This is a genomic window from Demequina phytophila (assembly GCF_000971135.1).
GTDB classification, from domain to species: Bacteria; Actinomycetota; Actinomycetes; order Actinomycetales; family Demequinaceae; genus Demequina; species Demequina phytophila.
The window spans coordinates 165,371-183,394 of sequence record NZ_BBLW01000008.1; the positions used below are offsets into that span (position 1 = coordinate 165,371).

The 18,024-nt window shown below is 72.8% G+C and carries 17 protein-coding genes; 7 read left to right on the forward strand and 10 right to left on the reverse strand.

The features are described from left to right. Positions 1-12 precede the first annotated feature (12 nt). Both AOM01_RS12640 and AOM01_RS12645 read left to right on the forward strand, forming a co-directional pair. Positions 13-1,278 carry an isochorismate synthase gene (locus AOM01_RS12640; RefSeq protein ID WP_062294156.1) on the forward strand — a complete coding sequence of 422 codons (1,266 nt, stop codon included), beginning with the start codon at positions 13-15 and terminating at the stop codon, positions 1,276-1,278. Between the two features lie 32 nt (positions 1,279-1,310). After that, complete coding sequence (locus tag AOM01_RS12645) at positions 1,311-1,976, forward strand: class I SAM-dependent methyltransferase (RefSeq protein WP_156155972.1); 666 nt, start codon at positions 1,311-1,313, stop codon at positions 1,974-1,976. A 128-nt stretch (positions 1,977-2,104) separates the two neighbouring features. On the opposite strand, the gene menD is transcribed toward AOM01_RS12645, so the two are convergent. Together menD and AOM01_RS12655 are read right to left on the reverse strand one after the other, a co-directional pair. Continuing rightward, complete coding sequence (menD, locus tag AOM01_RS12650) at positions 2,105-3,757, reverse strand: 2-succinyl-5-enolpyruvyl-6-hydroxy-3-cyclohexene-1-carboxylic-acid synthase (protein WP_082110242.1); 1,653 nt, start codon at positions 3,755-3,757, stop codon at positions 2,105-2,107. Further along, positions 3,754-4,641, reverse strand: a complete 888-nt coding sequence (locus AOM01_RS12655) for an o-succinylbenzoate synthase (protein WP_062294157.1) — start codon at positions 4,639-4,641, stop codon at positions 3,754-3,756. The genes menD and AOM01_RS12655 overlap by 4 nt, the downstream gene beginning before the upstream one ends. 161 nt (positions 4,642-4,802) lie before the next feature. Between AOM01_RS12655 and AOM01_RS12660 the strand changes: the two genes are divergently transcribed. After that, positions 4,803-5,732, forward strand: coding sequence for a 1,4-dihydroxy-2-naphthoyl-CoA synthase (locus tag AOM01_RS12660; protein ID WP_062294261.1), 930 nt, complete (start codon positions 4,803-4,805; stop codon positions 5,730-5,732). 12 nt (positions 5,733-5,744) lie between these two features. Here AOM01_RS12660 and AOM01_RS14795 read toward each other — a convergent pair whose 3' ends face one another. Continuing rightward, the gene (locus AOM01_RS14795) at positions 5,745-5,867 is read right to left on the reverse strand and encodes a hypothetical protein (RefSeq protein ID WP_267127730.1); all 123 of its coding nucleotides are present in this window, start codon (positions 5,865-5,867) and stop codon (positions 5,745-5,747) included. A 27-nt stretch (positions 5,868-5,894) separates the two neighbouring features. Next, on the reverse strand, positions 5,895-6,608 hold the full coding sequence (locus AOM01_RS12665; protein WP_228374305.1) for an SIR2 family NAD-dependent protein deacylase: 714 nt from the start codon (positions 6,606-6,608) through the stop codon (positions 5,895-5,897). A gap of 94 nt (positions 6,609-6,702) precedes the next feature. Between AOM01_RS12665 and AOM01_RS14475 the strand changes: the two genes are divergently transcribed. Next, on the forward strand, positions 6,703-8,592 hold the full coding sequence (locus tag AOM01_RS14475; RefSeq protein ID WP_062294159.1) for a zinc metalloprotease: 1,890 nt from the start codon (positions 6,703-6,705) through the stop codon (positions 8,590-8,592). 15 nt (positions 8,593-8,607) lie between these two features. Here AOM01_RS14475 and AOM01_RS12675 read toward each other — a convergent pair whose 3' ends face one another. After that, a complete protein-coding gene (locus AOM01_RS12675; protein ID WP_062294162.1) occupies positions 8,608-9,696 on the reverse strand; it encodes a DUF3048 domain-containing protein in 1,089 nt (362 codons plus the stop codon). A 36-nt stretch (positions 9,697-9,732) separates the two neighbouring features. Between AOM01_RS12675 and AOM01_RS14640 the strand changes: the two genes are divergently transcribed. Both AOM01_RS14640 and AOM01_RS12685 read left to right on the forward strand, forming a co-directional pair. Beyond that, positions 9,733-10,743, forward strand: coding sequence for an AMP-binding protein (locus AOM01_RS14640; RefSeq protein ID WP_062294163.1), 1,011 nt, complete (start codon positions 9,733-9,735; stop codon positions 10,741-10,743). After that, entirely contained in the window at positions 10,740-11,609 is an 870-nt protein-coding gene (locus AOM01_RS12685) for a 1,4-dihydroxy-2-naphthoate polyprenyltransferase (protein ID WP_062294165.1), read from the forward strand. The genes AOM01_RS14640 and AOM01_RS12685 overlap by 4 nt, the downstream gene beginning before the upstream one ends. A gap of 1 nt (position 11,610) precedes the next feature. Here the strand turns inward: AOM01_RS12685 and AOM01_RS12690 are convergent, their stop codons facing one another. Then, positions 11,611-11,889: a DUF4229 domain-containing protein gene (locus tag AOM01_RS12690; protein ID WP_062294167.1), complete on the reverse strand. Its 279-nt coding sequence runs from the start codon at positions 11,887-11,889 to the stop codon at positions 11,611-11,613. A 31-nt stretch (positions 11,890-11,920) separates the two neighbouring features. Here AOM01_RS12690 and AOM01_RS12695 point away from each other — a divergent pair, with 31 nt between their 5' ends. Further along, on the forward strand, positions 11,921-12,214 hold the full coding sequence (locus AOM01_RS12695) for a PLD nuclease N-terminal domain-containing protein (protein ID WP_062294169.1): 294 nt from the start codon (positions 11,921-11,923) through the stop codon (positions 12,212-12,214). A gap of 124 nt (positions 12,215-12,338) precedes the next feature. Here AOM01_RS12695 and AOM01_RS12700 read toward each other — a convergent pair whose 3' ends face one another. The 4 genes from AOM01_RS12700 to AOM01_RS12715 are packed head-to-tail and all read right to left on the reverse strand — an operon-like array spanning position 12,339 to position 17,945. After that, positions 12,339-14,627, reverse strand: coding sequence for a beta-xylosidase/alpha-l-arabinosidase (locus AOM01_RS12700; protein ID WP_062294172.1), 2,289 nt, complete (start codon positions 14,625-14,627; stop codon positions 12,339-12,341). Further along, a complete protein-coding gene (locus AOM01_RS12705; RefSeq protein ID WP_174441896.1) occupies positions 14,624-15,505 on the reverse strand; it encodes a carbohydrate ABC transporter permease in 882 nt (293 codons plus the stop codon). The genes AOM01_RS12700 and AOM01_RS12705 overlap by 4 nt, the downstream gene beginning before the upstream one ends. A 5-nt stretch (positions 15,506-15,510) precedes the next feature. Continuing rightward, a complete protein-coding gene (locus AOM01_RS12710; protein WP_062294175.1) occupies positions 15,511-16,557 on the reverse strand; it encodes a carbohydrate ABC transporter permease in 1,047 nt (348 codons plus the stop codon). 38 nt (positions 16,558-16,595) lie between these two features. Beyond that, positions 16,596-17,945 carry an ABC transporter substrate-binding protein gene (locus AOM01_RS12715; protein ID WP_062294177.1) on the reverse strand — a complete coding sequence of 450 codons (1,350 nt, stop codon included), beginning with the start codon at positions 17,943-17,945 and terminating at the stop codon, positions 16,596-16,598. Between the last annotated feature and the right edge of the window lie 79 nt (positions 17,946-18,024).

Below are 18,024 nucleotides of genomic sequence, written 5' to 3' on the forward strand. Positions count from 1 at the left end.
TACTGTGGAGGCGTGACCGTCCATAGCGCCTCCCCGGGACCCCTCACCGTCCGCACCGTCGACATCCCGGACCCGGGCGACCTCATCGCGGCGCTGCCGGAGGCGGGGATCTCGTGGGTGCGTCGCGGCGAGGGCATGGTCGCGTGGGGCGAGGCCGCGCGCCTCGACACCACGGGCGCGGACCGCATCGACGCCGCGCAGCACTGGTGGCGGCTGCTGTGCCGCCACGCCGTGGTCCACGACGACGTCCGGGTGCGCGGCACCGGCCTGGTCGCGTTCGGCTCCTTCGCGTTCGCGGACTCGTCCGCGGCGGGCGGCTCGCTGGTGGTGCCGAGGTTCGTGCTGGGGAGGCGCGACGGGCGCGCCTGGTTCACCACCGTCTCGCGTGAGGACGATGCGCCGGTCACCCTGGAGGAGGCGCTCGCCCCCGGGGCGCCCGCGGACGAACCGGGCGAGGTGACGGTGTCCGCCGGCGACGAGGCCGCGTGGGCCGGCGCGGTCGACGCGGCCGTGGCGCGCATCCGCGGCGGCGAGCTGGAGAAGGTGGTGCTCGCGCGGGCCGTGGCCGCACGCGCCGAGCGCCCGGTGGACGTGCGGGTGCTGCTGTCGCGTCTCGCGGCCGACTACCCGACCTGCTGGGCGTTCCATGTCGACGGCCTGGTGGGCGCCACGCCCGAGCTGCTGGCGCGCGTCGACCACGGGTTGGTGACCTCGCGTGTGCTGGCCGGCACCATCCGCATGACGGGCGACGACATGCGCGATCTCGCGCGCGCGGGCGCCCTCGCGCGATCCTCGAAGGACCGCGAGGAGCACGAGTACGCGGTGCGGTCCGTGACGCAGGCGCTCGCCGCGCACTGCGGGTCGGTGAACGTGCCCGACGAGCCGTTCGTGCTGCACCTTCCGAACGTCATGCACCTTGCGACGGACGTCACCGGCGTGCTGTCGCACAACGTGGCGGCGCTCGAGCTGGTGAGCGAGCTGCATCCCAGCGCCGCGGTGTGCGGCACCCCGACGCTGGGGGCGGCACGCGTGATCGACGAGCTCGAGGGGATGGACCGCGGCCGCTATGCCGGACCGGTGGGGTGGATCGATGCGGGCGGCGACGGCGAGTGGTGCATCGGGCTGCGCTCCGCGGAGCTGTCGCGCGAGGACCCCCGGGAGCTGCGGCTGTTCGCCGGCTGCGGGATCGTGGCCGCGTCCGAACCCGCGTCCGAGTGGGCGGAGTCGGAGGCGAAGCTCGAGCCGATGCGACGCGCGCTGGGCATGCGCGCAGAATGAGAGTCATCTGAGGCGAGCCCCGGGGAGGCGCCATGCACGCGGCACACCAGCACACCCACGAGGAGTCGGGCGCCGCGGCGCCCATGCGCGACTTCGGGCGCGAGGCGTGGGAGGAGCGGTACCGGACCAGGCATGCGGTGTGGTCGGGTCATCCGAACGCGCAGCTGGTCGACGAGACCGCGACGCTGCAGCCGGGTCGCGCGCTCGACGTGGGGTGCGGCGAGGGCGCCGACGCGGTGTGGCTCGCGAACCTCGGGTGGCTGGTGACCGCGGTGGACCTGTCGGTGACGGCGCTCGCGCGGGGGCGTGCGCAGGCCGAGGCGTCCGGCGTGGCGGCGCACATCGAGTTCACCGACGCGGAGCTCGCGGACGTGCTCGCGTCGCACGAGCCGTGGAACCTGGTGACCTCGCAGTACACCCACCCGCAGCAGGGCGGCCGGTGGCTGGTGGAGACGCTCGCGCCCGCCGTCGCGCCCGGCGGGATGCTGCTGGTGGTGGGGCACCACCCCACGGACCCGCACGCGGCGGAGCATCCGGACCTGCGGGATGCGGCCTTCGCGGCGGAGGACGTCGCGGACGTGCTCCCACGCGAGGACTGGGAGGTCTCGGCGACGCTGCGCGAGCGCACCACCCGCCCCGAGGGCGGGCCCGAGCGGCTGTGGCGCGACTCGGTGCTGATCGCGCGGCGCCACGGCTGATCGACTGCGGGCCGGCCTCCACACACCATCCGGGATGAATCGATCCATCGCTGCAACTCGCGCCGAATCGCCCGACCAGCGCGGGTGCAGTGGCAGATTCGGTGTGGAGACTGGTCCGACGGACGCCTCTAGACCAGCGCCTCGATCACCTCGAGGCCCGTGACGGGCGCCGCGAGCGCGGCCGCGAGCTCCGTGCGGCTCCGCACAGGCGTGTGCGGCACGCGGTAGCCCGCGCAGATCGCGGCCAGCTCCGCCCCGTGCGGCGTGGTGAAGACCCGCTCGAGGTTCTCCGGCGGTGCCGCCGAGTGCTCCAGCCCCGAGAAGATGGTGCCGCCGCCGTCGTTGACCACCACGATCCGCAGCCGTGGCCGCTCCTCGCGGGGCCCGATGAGCAGCCCGCCGGCCTCGTGCAGGAACGTCACGTCCCCCATGAGCGCGTGGACGATGCGCCGGGAGCCGAACGCGACGCCCGCGGCGGTGGAGAGGGTCCCGTCGATGCCCGCGAGGCCGCGGTTGGCGAGGAGCATGGGAGCCCGTCCCGCGGGGGCCGCCGGCATGAGCCGGTCGAGCGAGCGCACCGGACCCGACGATCCGACGAACCCCCAGGTCTCGGGCGTGAGCGAGTCCGCGAACGCCGCCGCGACCACCCGTGGGCCCCAGCCCTCGGGGGCGTGGACCCGGCCACCGCCGGACCGCCACTCGGCGAGCCAGGCGGGATCGGCATCGTCCGGCGCGGCGGACCACAGCCACGTCGCGGGCACGTCGCGCAGGACCGCCTGCGCGTGGTGCGGCGCCTCGCGCCAGCGCGCCCCGAAGCGGGCCACGATGAGCGCGGGTGCGCGCCGGATGAGCGCCTGCACCGGACGGGTCAGCGTGGGACGGCCGATCACCAGCACCTGGTGCACGCGCGCGGCGAGGTCCTCGCCCTGCGGCGACTCGAGCAGCCGCACGTAGTCGGGGATGCAGTGCGAGCCGGAACGGGCGAGCGACGTGGGTTCGGCGAGCAGCGGCCAGCCGTGGGCCTCGGCGACCTCACGGGCGACGTCGCCGGCGCCGTCGCCCGCGATCACGACGCCGCGCGCGACGGGAGGAAGCGGAGCCGGCTCGTCGCCGGGGACCACGATCGGGATGCCGCCGGTGGGCGTGGGCAGGCGCGGCGGGTCGGCCCACACGCCGCCGTCGGCGCCGAGCGGCTCCCGGAAGGCGACATTCACGTGCACCGGTCCGGGTGCGGCGGCCATGTCCTCGCGCGCACGGTCGCCCAGCGCGGCCGCGACGGCCCGGTCCGCGAGCGCGGTCGCACGGTCGGGGTGCTCCCCCAGCGCGGCCGCCGGGACGTCCGCCTGCCAGCGCACGAACGCGCCGAACAGCCCCACCTGGTCGGTGGTCTGGTTGGAGCCCACGCCACGCAGCTCCGCGGGCCGGTCGGCGGTGAGCAGCAGCAGCGGGACGCCCGAGTGGTGCGCCTCCATCACGGCCGGCATGAGGTTGCCCACGGCGGTGCCGGAGGTGGTGACGATCGCGACCGGGCGCGGATCGCCGGTCGCGGCGCGACCCCGGGCGATGCCGAGGGCGAGGAAGCCCGCGGAGCGCTCGTCGATGCGGACGTGCAGGTCGACCTTGGGGGCGCCGAGCGGCGGGTTGGGGGCGCCCGCCTCCGCGAGCGCATGGGCGAGCGGGCCCGACCGGGACCCGGGGCTGAGCACGTAGTCCTCGACGCCGCGTTCGACGAGCGCGGCCACCAGGGCCCGCGCGAACGCGGCGGACGGGTGCTCGCTCACGCGATCACGTCCAGCGTGAAGTCTCCGATGACGCCGTCGCGCGGGACGATCGTGTCGCGCACCGTGTCCTCCGCGAGCAGCTCGCCCGTGCCCAGTCCGCAGGCGTAGGGGAGCTCCGGGACGGCGCGCGCGAGCGCCACGCCGGCCGCGAGACCCACGGAGGACTCCATCGCGCTCGACACCACGATGGGCACGCTGTAGCGGTCCACCACGTCGAGGCATCTGCGCACGCCGCCCATCGGGGCGACCTTGAGCACCAGGATGTCGGCGGCGGCGGCGCGCATCACGTCGTCCGCGTCGCCGGGCAGGCGCACCGACTCGTCGGCGGCCACCAGGACGTCGGTGCGGCGGCGCACCTCCGCCAGCTCGGCGACCGTGCGGCACGGCTGCTCGACGTACTCGAGCCCGGGCCCGCCGCCTGCGCGGGCCGCGGCATCGAGCTCCTTGAGGGCCTTCACCGCGGTGTCCACGTCCCACGCGCCGTTCGCGTCCACCCGCACCCGGCCCTCCGGGCCCAAGGCGACGGCCACGGCCTCGACACGCCGCGCATCGTCCCTCAGCGACACCGTGCCGGCGACCTTCACCTTGGCGGTGGTGCAGCCGCCCGCCGTGGCGAGCTGGGCCGCGCGGCCCGAGGGCAGCTCCGGGACGATGCTGTTGACGGGCACCGTGTCGCGCACCGGGGCGGGCCACTGCCCGCGCGCGGCCTCCATCGCGGCCTCCCACCAGCGCGAGGCACGCTCAGGCGTGTAGTCGTCGAACGGGGAGTACTCGCCCCAGGCGTCCTCGCCGTCGGGTCCGACGCCGCGGATGAGGACGCCGTGGCGCTCGGTGACGCCGCGGAAGCGCGTCGACAGCGCGACGCGGAAGGGGCGGAACTCCATGGGCTCAGCCTAGGGTCGCTCCGGGCTCCCGTACCGCCCCGCATGCAGGATCGCCGCTTCAACAATCCTGCATGCGGGTCGAGTCGACCCGTATGCAGGACCTGGCGCGCGCTGATCCTGCCGACGTGCGCCAACCGCCCGCCGCACTACGCTCGGAGACCATGAGCGACATCCCGGCGCAGGTCTCCGACCTCATGGATCCGACCCAGTGGCGCGCGATCGAGGGCTTCCCCGACGCGGACATCACGTACCACCGGTGGGTGTCGCGGACCGACGACGGCGAGCGTGACCTGCCCGCCGTGCGCATCGCGTTCAACCGGCCCGAGGTGCGCAACGCGTTCCGGCCGCAGACGGTGGACCAGCTGTACCGGGCGCTCGACCACGCGCGGCAGACGGTCGACGTCGCGGCGATCATCCTCACCGGCAACGGCCCCGCCGCGGACGGCGTGCACGCGTTCTGCTCGGGCGGCGACCAGCGCATCCGCGGCAAGGACGGCTACCTCTACGAGGGCACCGCGCAGGACGCGCCCGCGTACGGCGGCCGCCTCCACATCCTCGAAGTGCAGCGGCTCATGCGGAACTCCCCCAAGGTCACCATCGCGGCGGTCAACGGGTGGGCGGCCGGCGGCGGGCACTCGCTGCACGTGGTCGCGGACCTCTCCATCGCCAGCCGCGAGCACGCGCGCTTCAAGCAGACCGACGCCAACGTCGGCAGCTTCGACGCCGGCTACGGCAGCGCGCTGCTGGCACGCCAGGTGGGCGACAAGCGGGCGCGGGAGATCTTCTTCCTCGCCCGGGAGTACTCGGCGGACGATGCCGCGGCCTGGGGGGCCGTCAACGAGGCGGTGCCGCACGGGGACCTGGAGTCGACGGCGCTCGAATACGCGAAGGTCATCGCGACCAAGTCGCCGCAGGCGATCCGCATGCTGAAGTTCGCGTTCAACCTCGCCGACGACGGCCTCGCCGGCCAGCAGGTGTTCGCCGGCGAGGCGACCCGCATGGCCTACATGACGGACGAGGCGCAGGAGGGGCGCGACGCGTTCCTCGAGCGCCGCGAGCCCGACTGGACGCGGTTCCCGTACGCGTACTGACGACCATCCTGGTCACCCGGCTGTGGGTCCCAGCCCGTCGGCCACGACGCCCTCCCACGCTTCGGCATCGTCCGACCCCGCCCATTCGACCATCGCTTCCGTGAACTGCTCCACCAGCGCGTCCTCGTCGTCCATGAATTCGATCACTACATGGCGCCGCGCCTACGTGCCCAGCCACTCCTCCACGAGCGCCGGCACCGCCTCCTCGATGGGCTCCCGCACCACGAGCGACGCGTCCGCGTCGTACGCCGTGGGCGAGGCGTTGACGATCACCAGCGACGCGCCCGCCGCGAGCGCCGAGCCCGCGAACATCGCCACCGGGTACACCTGCAGCGTGGTGCCGATCGCGACGAACAGGTCGCACGTGCGGGCCGCGCGCGAAGCGCGGTCCAGGTCCTCCTCGCGCAGGGCCTCCCCGAAGTACACGACGTCGGGCTTGAGGATCCCGCCGCAGTACGGGCACCGCGGATCCGGGTCGACGTCGAGCGCAGCCACCACCTCGCGCGTCGGCAGCGCGAAGCCGCAGCCCAGGCACGAGGTCGAGGCGAGGGCGCCGTGCATCTCGACCACGGCATCGTCCGGCGTGCCGGCGGCCTGGTGCAGGCCGTCGATGTTCTGGGTGAGCACGGTCCGGCAGGCGCCCGCCTCGACCAGCCTCGTGAGGGCACGATGCGCGGGAGACGGGCGTGCACCCCAGGCCGGGTGCGTGGCCCAGTCGCGCCACCCCTCGATGCGCGCGTCGCGGTCACCGGTGAACACGTCGATCTCGAGCAGGCGCGCCTTGTCGGGGTTCCGCGTCCACACGCCGTCGGGGCCGCGGAAGTCGGGGATGCCCGCGCTGGTCGAGAGCCCGGCGCCCGTGAGGACGGTGATCACCGTTCCATGGTGGCGCACGCGCACGCGCGACGCCTGGTGAGGGATGCGCCACACGCCGCATCTCCCCTGGTCGGGAAGCCGATAACCTCGGCGCGTGACCCGCACCGCCAGGCCCGCCGCCCGCACGCTCCTGTCCGCCTCGCTCGCGCTCGCGCTGACCGCCTCCGCGGTGGCCAGCGCCTCCGCCGGCAGCTTCGCGGCCGACGGCCGCGCGACGGTGAGCGGCGATCTGCTCGAGGTGATCATCGAGACCGAGGGTCAGAGCACCACGGGGCACGTCCTGGTGGACGCCGAGGGCGTGGTCACCGAGGTCGAGGGCGACGCGCTCGAGGACATCGCGTCCGGCGCAGGCGTGCGCGCCACGGTCGAGGAGACCGTCGACGGCACCCAGGTGCTCGCCGCTACGGTGATCGAGCCCCTCGAGGCGACCGTGAAGGTCGCGAACCACGCGGCTTACGTCGTCACGGTGAACGACCCCCTCTCCGACGACGACGTCTCCCTCACCGACGCCATCGCCGACACGGAGGCGGCGCTCGCCTACTGGATGCGCGAGAGCCGTGGCGCTATCCCGACCTTCGCCGTCGCGGGGTCGGACACGCTCACCCTGAAGGGGTCGTGCGACAGGGCGCTCGACGTGCTGTGGACCCAGGCCGCGGCGCTGTTCCCGACCGCCAGCTTCGCGAGGGGACGCGACCACCTGATCGTGTACACGCCCGAGGATTGCGACTTCCCCTACGCGGGCGTGGCCAACGTGGGGTCGATGGCGACGGGCGGCTACATCCACATCGCGGAACGCGGCCTCGCCGTGACCGCGCACGAGATCGGCCACCACCTCGGCCTCGGCCACAGCAATCTCCTCTGGGGCGACGGCTACTCGTCGAGCAACTACGGCCTCGCCGAGTACTACGGCGCGTACAGCCCGATGGCGTTCGCGTTCGACGGCTTCACGCCGGCGAACCTCGACGCCGGCTACCGCCACCTCCTCGACCTCCCGGGTGCGGACACGCAGACGCAGACGCTCACGCTGACCGCGGGCGACCCGGAACCCCAGGTGGCGACCATCGGTGCTGCCGCGGCGGAGGAAGGCACCACCGCCGTCACCTTCCGCGACGACCAGGGCCTGCGGTACTTCATCGACTATCGCGACGGCACCGCCGAGGACTCCGAGGCGTTCTTCTCGGCGACGAACGCCCGGCTCGCACCGGCCCGCGGCTACACCGCGCACTACGCCCCCGGCGTCGTGATCACCGCGATCGAGCCGGGCTACATCGACCAGTACGTCATCGGCGAGGACGACGGCTCCGGCGCCCTGCAGACCTCGTTCGGCGCGGGCGACACCTTCGTGGACCCCATGGGGCGCTTCACGCTCGACGTCACCGCGGTGACCGCCGACGCGGCGACCGTCGCGATCACCGCGGGCCCGCGGAAGTGGTCGGCGACCACGGCGACCGCGTCCAAGGCCCCGTACGGCAGCGGCGGCAAGGTGACGGTGGCGGTCGCCGGCAAGTACCGCTCGACGGGGAAGGTCACCCTGGCCTACAGGTCGCAGAGCTGGACCAGGAAGCTCGACTTCGCGGGCAAGGCCACGTTCACCCTGCCGACCAACTGGAAGCCCGGCACCCGGACGCTCACCGCCAGCTACGCGGGCTCCCTCGCGTCGCACCCGTCGGAGACCACGGTGAAGGCCACCGTCACCAAGGCGACCCCCAAGGTCACCGCCGTGCGGAAGTCCGCCGTCACGAAGGGCTCCCGCGCGACCCTCGTCGCCACCGTCGCCAGCGACGTCGCACGCGAGACCGGCCAGGTGCAGGCCTACGTGGGCGGCAAGGCCGTCTCCGCCAAGGTGACGCTGGTGAGGTCCGGCTCGGTCTACAAGGCGCGTTTCAGCACGTGGAGGCTTCCCGAAGGACGGATCGCGATCAAGTACTACGGCAACGCGCTCCTCGCGCAGAAGAGGGCCGGGACCGGCCTCTACGCCCGCTGACGCCGACCTCGCTCCCTACGAGATGTTGATCGACGTCGCGTTGTAGACGCCCTCGTTGGGCACCAGCTCGAACCAGGTCTTGCCCGCGGCCAGCTCGACCGGGTCGCCGCTCTTGGTCGTGAGCACGAACGGGTCGTACTGGCCCTTCTTGCTCCACTTGATCGGGAGGTACGAGCTCGCCGTCGCGACGTAGCCCTCGCCCGAGCGTCCCGCCACCAGCGTCTCCGGCACCGACGACGTCGACGATCCCGACGTGTACTGCACCGTCACCCACAGCATCACCACGTTGGTGGCGGAGAGCTGCGTGCCGTCCGTGGTGACGTGCGGCGCCCCCGCCTCGTAACGCTTCCACGTCTTCGAGGACGCGTCCCACCGCCACTGAGGGTGAGCCATCGAGGACATGGTGATGTCGATGGTCGAGGCCTTCTTACCGTCCTGCTTCGCCGTCGCCTCCGAGGCCGGGTAGGCGATCTCCCACTGCTGCTCCGGCGCCTTCGCGCCCTCGGACTGCGCGGCGAAGTCCTCCGGGTAGCCGTGGAGGTTGTGCGGCGCGGGCTTGTCGCTGGTGCGGTAGAACCCGTAGTCGCCCAGGTCCTGGGTCACCACCACCTGGCCCGAGTTGACGGTGTCCGCGATGAAGCGGCCCTGGGCGCCGGAGAACACCAGCGGACCCGCGAGGGACCCCATGATGTTGCGGTCCATGGGTCGCATCGAGCGGATGGGGCCCACCGAGTCGGGGTACTTCGACTGGAACACCGCGATGAGCCGCGAGATCCCGTACTCGACGTACTCCTCGAACACCACGTCGGCCTGGTCGAGGTTCTCCTGCGGGCGCGCCTCGGCCGTGTTCTCGATCTTGATCGACAGCGCCGGTCGCGACAGCGCGGACGCGGACGCCTTCGACGCATCCAGGCCGGTCAGGGGCCACGCGACCTCGGGGCGCGGGTCCTCGGGCGCGGGCGGCAGCGCGACCGCGGAGACCGCGGGCGACGAGTCGATCGACACGGTCGAGGTGGGCCCGCTCTGCGAGGACGGCGAGCACGCCGCGAGGGTCACCATGGCGGCCGCCGCCGCGAGCGCGCCGACGAGGCGGGTGGTCTTCATGCCGACGAGTGTAGGCGCGGCAATAGGCTGTTCCGCGTGACCTACGCGCGCCTCGCCGACGATCCGTTCGCCGCGGTGGACGATGCGCTGGCCGGGCGGGCGGACGGCGTCGCCGCCGCGACGTCCGGGTCCACGGGCGCGCCCCGGGAGGTCCTGGTGCCCGCCTCCGCGATCCGCGCGAGCGCGGAGCTGACCGCGGCGCGGCTCGGCGGCGAGGCCGCCTGGCTGCTCGCGATCCCCGCGACGCGGATCGGCGGCGCGATGGTGGTGGCACGTGCCCGACTGGCCGGCACGCCCCTGGCGACGCTGCCCGCGGGCCCGTTCACCGCATCGGCCTTCGCGGACGCCACCGCCGCCCTGCCCCCGGGCCGCCGGCACGTGTCGCTGGTCCCCACCCAGGTGCGCCGCCTGCTCGCGGACGCGGAGGGACGCGATGCCCTCGCCACCTATGACGCCGTGCTGGTGGGCGGCGCGGCGCTGCCCGAGCGCGGCGCGCCCGCGAACCTGGTGCGCACGTACGGCATGAGCGAGACGTCGGGCGGCTGCGTGTACGACGGCGTCCCGCTCGACGGCGTGGGCGTCCGGATCGACGGCGACGGCCGGATCCTGCTGTCCGGTCCCACGCTCGCCGCCGGGTACGCCGACGGCGACGGGTCCGCCTTCATCGAGATCGACGGCGTCCGCTGGTTCCGCACGTCCGACGTGGGCGAGCGGCGCGCGGACGGCCGCCTCGCCGTGCTCGGCCGCGCGGACCACGTCATCAACACGGGCGGGGTGAAGGTCCACCCGCAGCGCATCGAGCTCGCGCTCGAACGTGCCGGCGCGACCGCGGTCGCGGTGGTGGGCATCCCCGACGCGGAGTGGGGCGAGGCCGTGGTCGCGGTGGTCGAGGGGCGGGTGGACGATGCGGCGGTCGCCGCCGCGCTGGAAGGCCTCGCCCCGTACGAGCGTCCCAAGCGCATCGTCCATGCGCCGGTGCCCCGCACCGCGGGTGGGAAGATTGACCGGCCGGCCACGCGTGCGCTGGCGAGCGAGGAGGACCGATGACCACCACCGCCGACTGGATCGCGGGCGCCCGCCCGCGGACGCTCTGGACCGGCGCCGTGCCCGTGATCGTGGGCTCCGCGGCCGCCATCGCGGAGGACGGCTTCCGGCTGGTCCCGGCGCTGCTCGCGCTCGGCGTGGCGCTCGCGCTGCAGATCGGGTCGAACTACGCGAACGACTACTCGGACGGGATCCGCGGCACCGACATCGACCGGATCGGGCCCGAGCGCCTGGTCGCGTCGGGCAAGGCGCTGCCCTCCTCGGTCAAGCGTGCGGCGTACCTGGCGTTCCTGGCAGGCGCCCTGCTGGGGCTCGCGCTCGTGGTGTACGTGAGCATGTGGTGGCTGCTGGCAGTCGGCGCGGTGGCGATCGTCGCGGCATGGACCTACACCGGGTCCTCCCGGCCGTACGGATACGCGGGCTGGGGCGAGGTCAGCGTCTTCATCTTCTTCGGGCCGGTCGCGGTGCTCGGCACCATGCTGACCCAGGCGGGTCATGTCACGTGGTGGGCGGTGGTGGCGTCCGTGGGCGTGGGGCTCTACGCGGTCGCCCTGCTGCTGGTCAACAACATCCGCGACCTCGAGACCGACGCGCTCGCGGGCAAGCGGACGCTGGCGGTGAAGGTGGGCGAGCTGCGCGCGCGCCAGCTGTTCGCCGCGTCCGTGACGCTGCCCGTGGTGCTGTCCGTGGTGGTCGCGTTCGCGCACCCGTGGGTGCTGATCTCCACGGTGGTCGCGCTGCCGTCCGTGATCATCGCGTTCGGGATGCGGATGGGCGCGTCGGGCAGGAACTTCGGCGTGATGTTCCAGGGGATCAGCGGCGTGGGGCTCGCGTACGGGCTGCTGCTGGCGGTCGGGCTCGCGCTGTAGATCAGCTCTTCGCGTCGGCGTCGTGGTCGGAGTCCGCGCCGATCTCCGCGTCCTCCTCGGCGTCCGCCTCGCGCAGGCCCCTCTCGCCGCGGGAGATCCAGCCGTCCATCTGGCGGGCCGCGCGCACGCGCAGGCCGGGCAGCATCAGGTAGGACACCAGCCACGCGAGCACGAACGCGGCGATGATCGCGATGACGTCCCACCAGCCCACCAGCCAGAGGCCGAACACGATGGTGGCGAAGATGCCCGTACGGGTACCCCAGTAGGCAAGAACGCTCATGCGTCAACGGTACCCGGCGTACGCTTGATCGATGGGCCGCATCCTCCCCCTCCTGATCTACCTGGGCCTCACCACGTACGCGCTCTCGGACGCGTTGCAGCGCCCCGAGAAGGCCCCGTACGGCGTCTCCAAGTGGATGTGGGCGGCGATCATCGTGCTGCTGCCCTATGTGGGAGCGATCGGCTGGATCCTGCTCAGCCGGCTGCGCCCGGACATCGGCCCCGAGCGCCGCTCGCAGCCCGTCGCCCCCGACGACGACCCCGAGTACCTCGCGTGGCTGCGCGATCAGGCGCGGCGCAAGAGGCAGAGCGGCGAGGGGCGCTAACCCTCGGTCCTGCATGCAGGATCACCCTCGAGGCAGTCCTGCATACGGGTCGCGCCGACCCGTATGCAGGACCGTTGAGTCGGTGGTCCGGCGGCACGCGGCGCGACCCGGCGTCCGCCGCGTTTCACGTGACCTCGACGCGCACCCGCCTCGCGCTCTCGCGTCCCACCGGGGTCCGGTCCCCGGTGAGCGTCACCACCGCCTCCGCCTCCCGGACCCGGGGCGTGCCGACCCACAGCTCGACCTCGCCCGGCTCGACGGCGCGCACCAGGTCGCGCCCCGAGAACGCGAGCCGCGCCGCGGGGATGTCGAGCACCACCTCGCGCGACTCGCCGGCCGCGAGGGGCACGCGCGCGAAGCCGACCAACTGAGCGACCGGCCGGGTCACGGACCCTCGTCGCACCCGTGCGTAGACCTGCACCACCTCGTCGCCCATGCGCGAACCCGTGTTCTCCACGCGAACCGACACCCGCATCGTCCCGTCGCACGCGGCTCCCGTCGCCGAGAACCCCGAGTACCCGAACGTCGTGTAGGAGAGACCCTCGCCGAACGTCCGAGGCGTCGCCGAGGACAGGTTCGTGACGTCCGAGTCCTCGCCCAGGCGCGGGTGGAGGTAGGTATGCGGCTGCGCGCCCGTGTCGCGCGGGATCGAGACGGGCAGACGGCCGGACGGGTTGACGCGCCCGGACAGGACGCCGGCGATCGCGCGGCCGCCCTCCTCGCCGGGGAAGAACGCCTGCACCACCGCGGCGCAGCGCTCGAGCGCCCACCCGATCGCGTAGGGGCGCCCCGTCACCAGCACCAGCACCACCGGGGTGCCGGTGGCGAGCACCTCCTCGACCAGGGCGCGCTGCACGCCGGGCAGCTCGAGCGAGTCGGTGTCGCAGCCCTCGCCCGAGGTGCCGCGTCCGAACAGTCCCGCCTGGTCGCCGACCACCAGGACCGCGACATCGGCGGCGCTCGCGGCGGACACGGCCTCCGCGAAGCCCTCGCGCGAGTCGCCCTGGACGTCGCAGCCGTGCGCGGCCAGCACCGGCCCCAGCTCGTCGCGGATCGCGTCGAGCACGGTGGGCACGTCGAGTCCGAGCGCGGTGCCCGGGCGCTTGTCGAGGACGTGGTTGGCGAACGAGTAGCAGCCGAACATCGCCTGGTAACGGTCCGCGTTCGGGCCGATCACCGCGATGCGGGGGGCGCCCGCGGGGGATGATGCGCGGGCCGGGTCGGCCTCGAGCGGCAGGGTGCCGTCGTTGGCGAGCAGCACGATGCCGCGCTCCGCGAGGAGCCGTGCGACCTCGCGGTGCTCGGGCCCGTCGAGCTCGACGCCGGACGGCGCGGGGCCGTCGAAGGTCGCGTCGAGCAGGCCCAGCCGCTCCTTCTGCGCGAGGATCCGGCCCGCGGCGCGGTCCACCAGCTCCTCGGGCACCGCACCGGACCGGACGGCGGCCGCGAGCGGCGCGAGGTACGCGTCGCCGGTGGGCAGCTCGACGTCGACGCCGGCCGCGAGCGCCAGCCCCGCGGCCTCGCCCAGGTCGCCCGCGATGCCGTGGAGCAGGTGGAGGAACGCGACGCCGAAGTAGTCGGCGACCACCACGCCGTCGAAGCCCCACTCGTCCCGCAGGACGCCGGTGAGGAGCGAGCCGTCGGCGGCCGTGGGCACGCCGTCGATCTCGGTGTACGCGTGCATGACCGAGCGGACGCCCCCGTCGGTGACGGCCATCTCGAACGGCACCATCATGACGTCGCGCAGCTCGCGCGGACCCATCGCGACGGGCCCGAAGTTGCGCCCGGACTGCGACGCGGAGTAGCCGACGAAGTGCTTGAGCGTCGCGTCGACGCCCTGGGACTGCACGCCCTCGACGTACGCCGTGCCGATCTCGCCGACCAGGTACGGGTCCTCGCCGATGCACTCCTCGACGCGCCCCCAGCGGGGATCGCGCACCACGTCGAGCACGGGCGCGAGGCCCTGATGGATCCCGAGCGCCCGGCAATCGCGGCCGATCAGGGCGCCCATCCGGGCGACCAGCTCCGGGTCGAACGCCGCACCCCAGGTGAGGGGGCCGGGGTAGGTGGCGGCCTTCCACGCGGACAGGCCGGTGAGGATCTCCTCGTGCACGATCGCGGGGATGCCCAGCCGGGTGCCGGTGACCAGCGCCCGCTGGCGCTCCCAGAGGACCCTGGCCCGCGCATCGGCATCGACCGGGGTGGTGCCGTAGATGCGGGTGAAGTGGCCGATGCCGTGAGCCGTCGCATCGTCCAGGCCGCCGGTGACGGACACCTCGCCCTGGAGGGGCGCGACCACGTCGCCCTTCTCGTCCTCCCAGAAGCCGGTGATCTGCGCGAGCTTCTCCTCGAGCGTCATGTCCGCGACGAGCGCGGCGACCCGGCCCGACACGGGTGCGTCGACGGCCGTCATCCCTTCACCGCCCCGGTGAGGCCGTCGACGATGCGACGCTCCATGAGCAGGAAGAACGCGAGCGCGGGCAGCATCGCGAGCGACGTGTAGGCCATGATCATGGTGGTCGCGGCCGAGTGCTGGCCCTGGAACGTGGTGACGCCCAGCGGCAGGGTCATGCCGGACGGATCGCCGGTGAGCAGCAGCAGCGGCAGCAGGTACGCGTTCCACGATCCGATGAACGCGAGCACTCCCACCGTCACCATCGCGGGGCGTGCGAGGGGCAGCAGCATGCGCCAGAAGAACCCGATGCGGGTGATGCCGTCCATGAAGGACGCCTCCTCGAGCTCCTTGGGCAATGCGGCGAGGAACGGCCGCAGGATGATGATGGTCACGGGCAGGCCGAACGCGATCTGCGGGATCACCAGCCCCCAGAGCCCGCTGATGCCGAGGTCGCGCAGCAGCAGGTACAGCGGCAGCACGGCGACCGTCAGCGGGAACATCAGGCCCGTGGTGAAGATGACGAACACGAGCTCGCGGCCCTTGAACGAGTACCGCGCGAGCGGGTACGCCGCCATGGTGCCGAACAGCACCACGCCCGCGGTGGTCGCGACGGCGACCAGCGTCGAGTTGAGCAGCTGCCGCCAGAACAGCGGCTTCGCAAGGATGTCCCAGTAGTTCTGCCACATCCACGGGTCCGGCAGCCCGGTCGGGTTGGCCGCGAGGTCTCCCTGGGTGCGGAAGCCGCCGAGGATCAGGTAGAGGATCGGGCCGAGCGTGAGCCCGACGCCCACGAGCGCGATGCCCACGGCCACGTACGTGGAGCCCTCGGGCAGCAGCCCCTGGCGACGGCGGGGGGACGATGCGGTGGTCGCGCGGGTCGACGTGTCGACGGACATCGTGGTCACCGGGCCTTTCGGGGGTGCGCGTTGTCGCGGCGCAGGATGGTGGCCATGTAGGCGAGCGCGATGACGAACGACAGGAAGAACATGATCACGGCGATCGCGGAGCCGTAGCCCCAGTCGGACCGGAAGAACCCGATCTCCATCATGTAGCTCGCGATGGTCGAGTACTGGCCGGCGGTGCCGCCGCGGTTGAGGACCCACACCATGTCGAACAGCTGGATCGAGCCGATGATCGACAGGAACGCCCAGATGCGGATGGTGGGGCCGATCAGCGGGATGTTGATGCGCCACTGGATCTGCCACCAGCTGGCACCGTCGATCGCGGCGGCCTCCTGCAGGTCCTCGCTCACGCCGGACAGGCCGGCGAGGAACAGGATGATCGCGAGGCCCACGTACTTCCACGTGATGATGAAGAAGACGGTCCAGAAGCCCCAGGTCTGGTCCTCGAACCAGCCGCCCGCGGGCATGTCGAGGCCGACGGCGCGCATGAGGTCCGTGGCGATGCCGTTGGGGTCGAAGATGATGAGCCACATGGTGCCGGCGATGACCTCGCTCAGCACGTACGGCGCGAAGATCACCACGCGCGTGAAGGCGCGGCCGCGGAACCTGCGGTTGAGCGTGAGCGCGACGATCAGCGCGATGGGCAGCTGCACCGCCATCGACAGGAAGATGATCGCGACGTTGTGGCTGAGCGCCTCCCAGAACGGCTGGGAGTACGCGGTGGTGAAGGCCTGCTGCGTGGCGGGGTCGGTGCCGCCGAACAGCGCGCGCGCGTAGTTCTCGAAGCCGATGAACTCGGCGTCGGAGAACTGCGAGACGCCGTTCCACTTGTACAGGCTGAACCGGGCCGCGGACACGACCGGGTAGACGACGAAGGTGAGGAACAGCACCATCGCCGGACCCACGAACAGGGCGATCTCCGCCCACTTGCGGGCCGTCGCGCGACGGGTGTGCTCGGATGCGGGGGTCACGGGGCGCGACCCCGCCGCCGACGAGCTGTCGACGGCGGGGCTCGCGCTCCGACCCGAGGCCTCCAGTGCGGTCACCAGGGAGCCTCGCTTTCTTGGGTCTCGGGAGCGATCGGTCAGGCGGTGGCCGCGGCGGCGATCATCGCGTCGACAACGCCCTGGGCGTCGCCCGTGCCGTTGAAGATGTTGACGATGCCGTCGTTCATGGCGCCGCCGACGTTCGGGCCGAGCAGGGTGTCCATCCAGAGCTGGACGTACGCGGCGCTCGACGTGGTCTGCGCGATCTTCTGCAGGACCGGGTCGGTGATGGCGTCCGAGGCGGCAGGCGCCACGGGGAGGCCGCCGACGGCCTCGGCGTAGCCGCGCTGGACGTCGTCGCTGACGATGTACGCGAGGAAGTCCGCGCACTCGACCGGGGCGTCCACGTAGCAGGAGAAGCCGTCACCGCCACCCATGGCGGCCGACGGATCGCCCGCACCGCCCTCGGTGGCGGGCATCGGGAACCAGTCGAGGTCCTCGTGCAGGGCCGCGATCGCCTCGTCCGAGCCGTCCGTGAAGCCCTCGTAGACGAAGTAGTTCCACTGGCCCATGAGCTCCATCGCGGCGTTGCCGTTCGCGACCATGCCCGCGGAGGACGTCGCACCGGTCTGCGCGACCGTCGACGTGAACTGCGGCTGGAAGGGCTCGGTGCCGATGAAGTCCTCGAGCTGGGTGCCGGCGTCGAGCCAGCACGGGTCCGTGAAGTCGAGGCTGGTGCCGGCGTTCGCGACCACGTCCTGCGCGCAGGAGCGCAGCGCGAAGTTGTACCACCAGTGCGCGGCGGGCCAGCCGTCGGAGGCGCCCACCGCGATGGGCACGATGTCCGCGTCCTTGAGCTTCTGGACCGCGTCCTCGAGCTCGGCCATGGTGGTCGGCTCGGAGGTGATGCCGGCCTTCTCGAACAGTGAGGGCCGGTACCAGATGCCCTCGACGGCGAACTGGAACGGCAGGCCGTAGGTGGTGCCGTCGACCTGCCACGGGGCCACGCCGCCGCCCAGGCGCTCGATGTCCGCGGACAGGGTGTCGGACAGGTCCATGAGGTAGCCCGCCTCGGCCTGCGCGGCCATCTCGCCGCCGCCCCACTGCTGGAACAGGTCGGGAGCGTCGCCCGACTGCAGCGCGGTGGGGATGCGCGTGCGCTGGAGGTCCTCGTTCTGGATCTGCTCGATCTCGATGGTGACGTTGGGGTGCTCGGCCGTGTAGTCGGCCGCCACCTTGTCCCAGTAGTCGCCCAGCGAGTTCTCGCCGGTGTCGCCGGCGACGCCGTTGTGCCACCACGTGAGGGTGACGGGCGCGTCGCCCGATCCGCCGGAGGTCGCGCCGGCGGTGCTGTCGCCGCCCTCCGGATCGCTCGAGCTGCACGCTGCCAGCAGCGCCATGGATGCCGCGACCGCTGCCCCTGCAGCGGCTCGTCGCATGTTCGCCATGATCTCCCCTTTTCAGTCGTCGTTGACTCAGGCCGAACAGTGGCGAGTGTGGCACCCCTCCGCACCGTTGGTCAAACGT

Coding starts and splice junctions, on each gene's coding strand:
- AOM01_RS12645 (WP_156155972.1), top strand. CDS start 1,311: ATGCACGCGGCACACCAGCACACCCACGAGGAGTCGGGCGCCGCGGCG.
- AOM01_RS12655 (WP_062294157.1), bottom strand. CDS start 4,641: ATGGAGTTCCGCCCCTTCCGCGTCGCGCTGTCGACGCGCTTCCGCGGC.
- AOM01_RS12660 (WP_062294261.1), top strand. CDS start 4,803: ATGAGCGACATCCCGGCGCAGGTCTCCGACCTCATGGATCCGACCCAG.
- AOM01_RS14795 (WP_267127730.1), bottom strand. CDS start 5,867: ATGGACGACGAGGACGCGCTGGTGGAGCAGTTCACGGAAGCGATGGTC.
- AOM01_RS12675 (WP_062294162.1), bottom strand. CDS start 9,696: ATGAAGACCACCCGCCTCGTCGGCGCGCTCGCGGCGGCGGCCGCCATG.
- AOM01_RS12685 (WP_062294165.1), top strand. CDS start 10,740: ATGACCACCACCGCCGACTGGATCGCGGGCGCCCGCCCGCGGACGCTC.
- AOM01_RS12690 (WP_062294167.1), bottom strand. CDS start 11,889: ATGAGCGTTCTTGCCTACTGGGGTACCCGTACGGGCATCTTCGCCACC.
- AOM01_RS12695 (WP_062294169.1), top strand. CDS start 11,921: ATGGGCCGCATCCTCCCCCTCCTGATCTACCTGGGCCTCACCACGTAC.
- AOM01_RS12700 (WP_062294172.1), bottom strand. CDS start 14,627: ATGACGGCCGTCGACGCACCCGTGTCGGGCCGGGTCGCCGCGCTCGTC.
- AOM01_RS12705 (WP_174441896.1), bottom strand. CDS start 15,505: ATGTCCGTCGACACGTCGACCCGCGCGACCACCGCATCGTCCCCCCGC.
- AOM01_RS12715 (WP_062294177.1), bottom strand. CDS start 17,945: ATGGCGAACATGCGACGAGCCGCTGCAGGGGCAGCGGTCGCGGCATCC.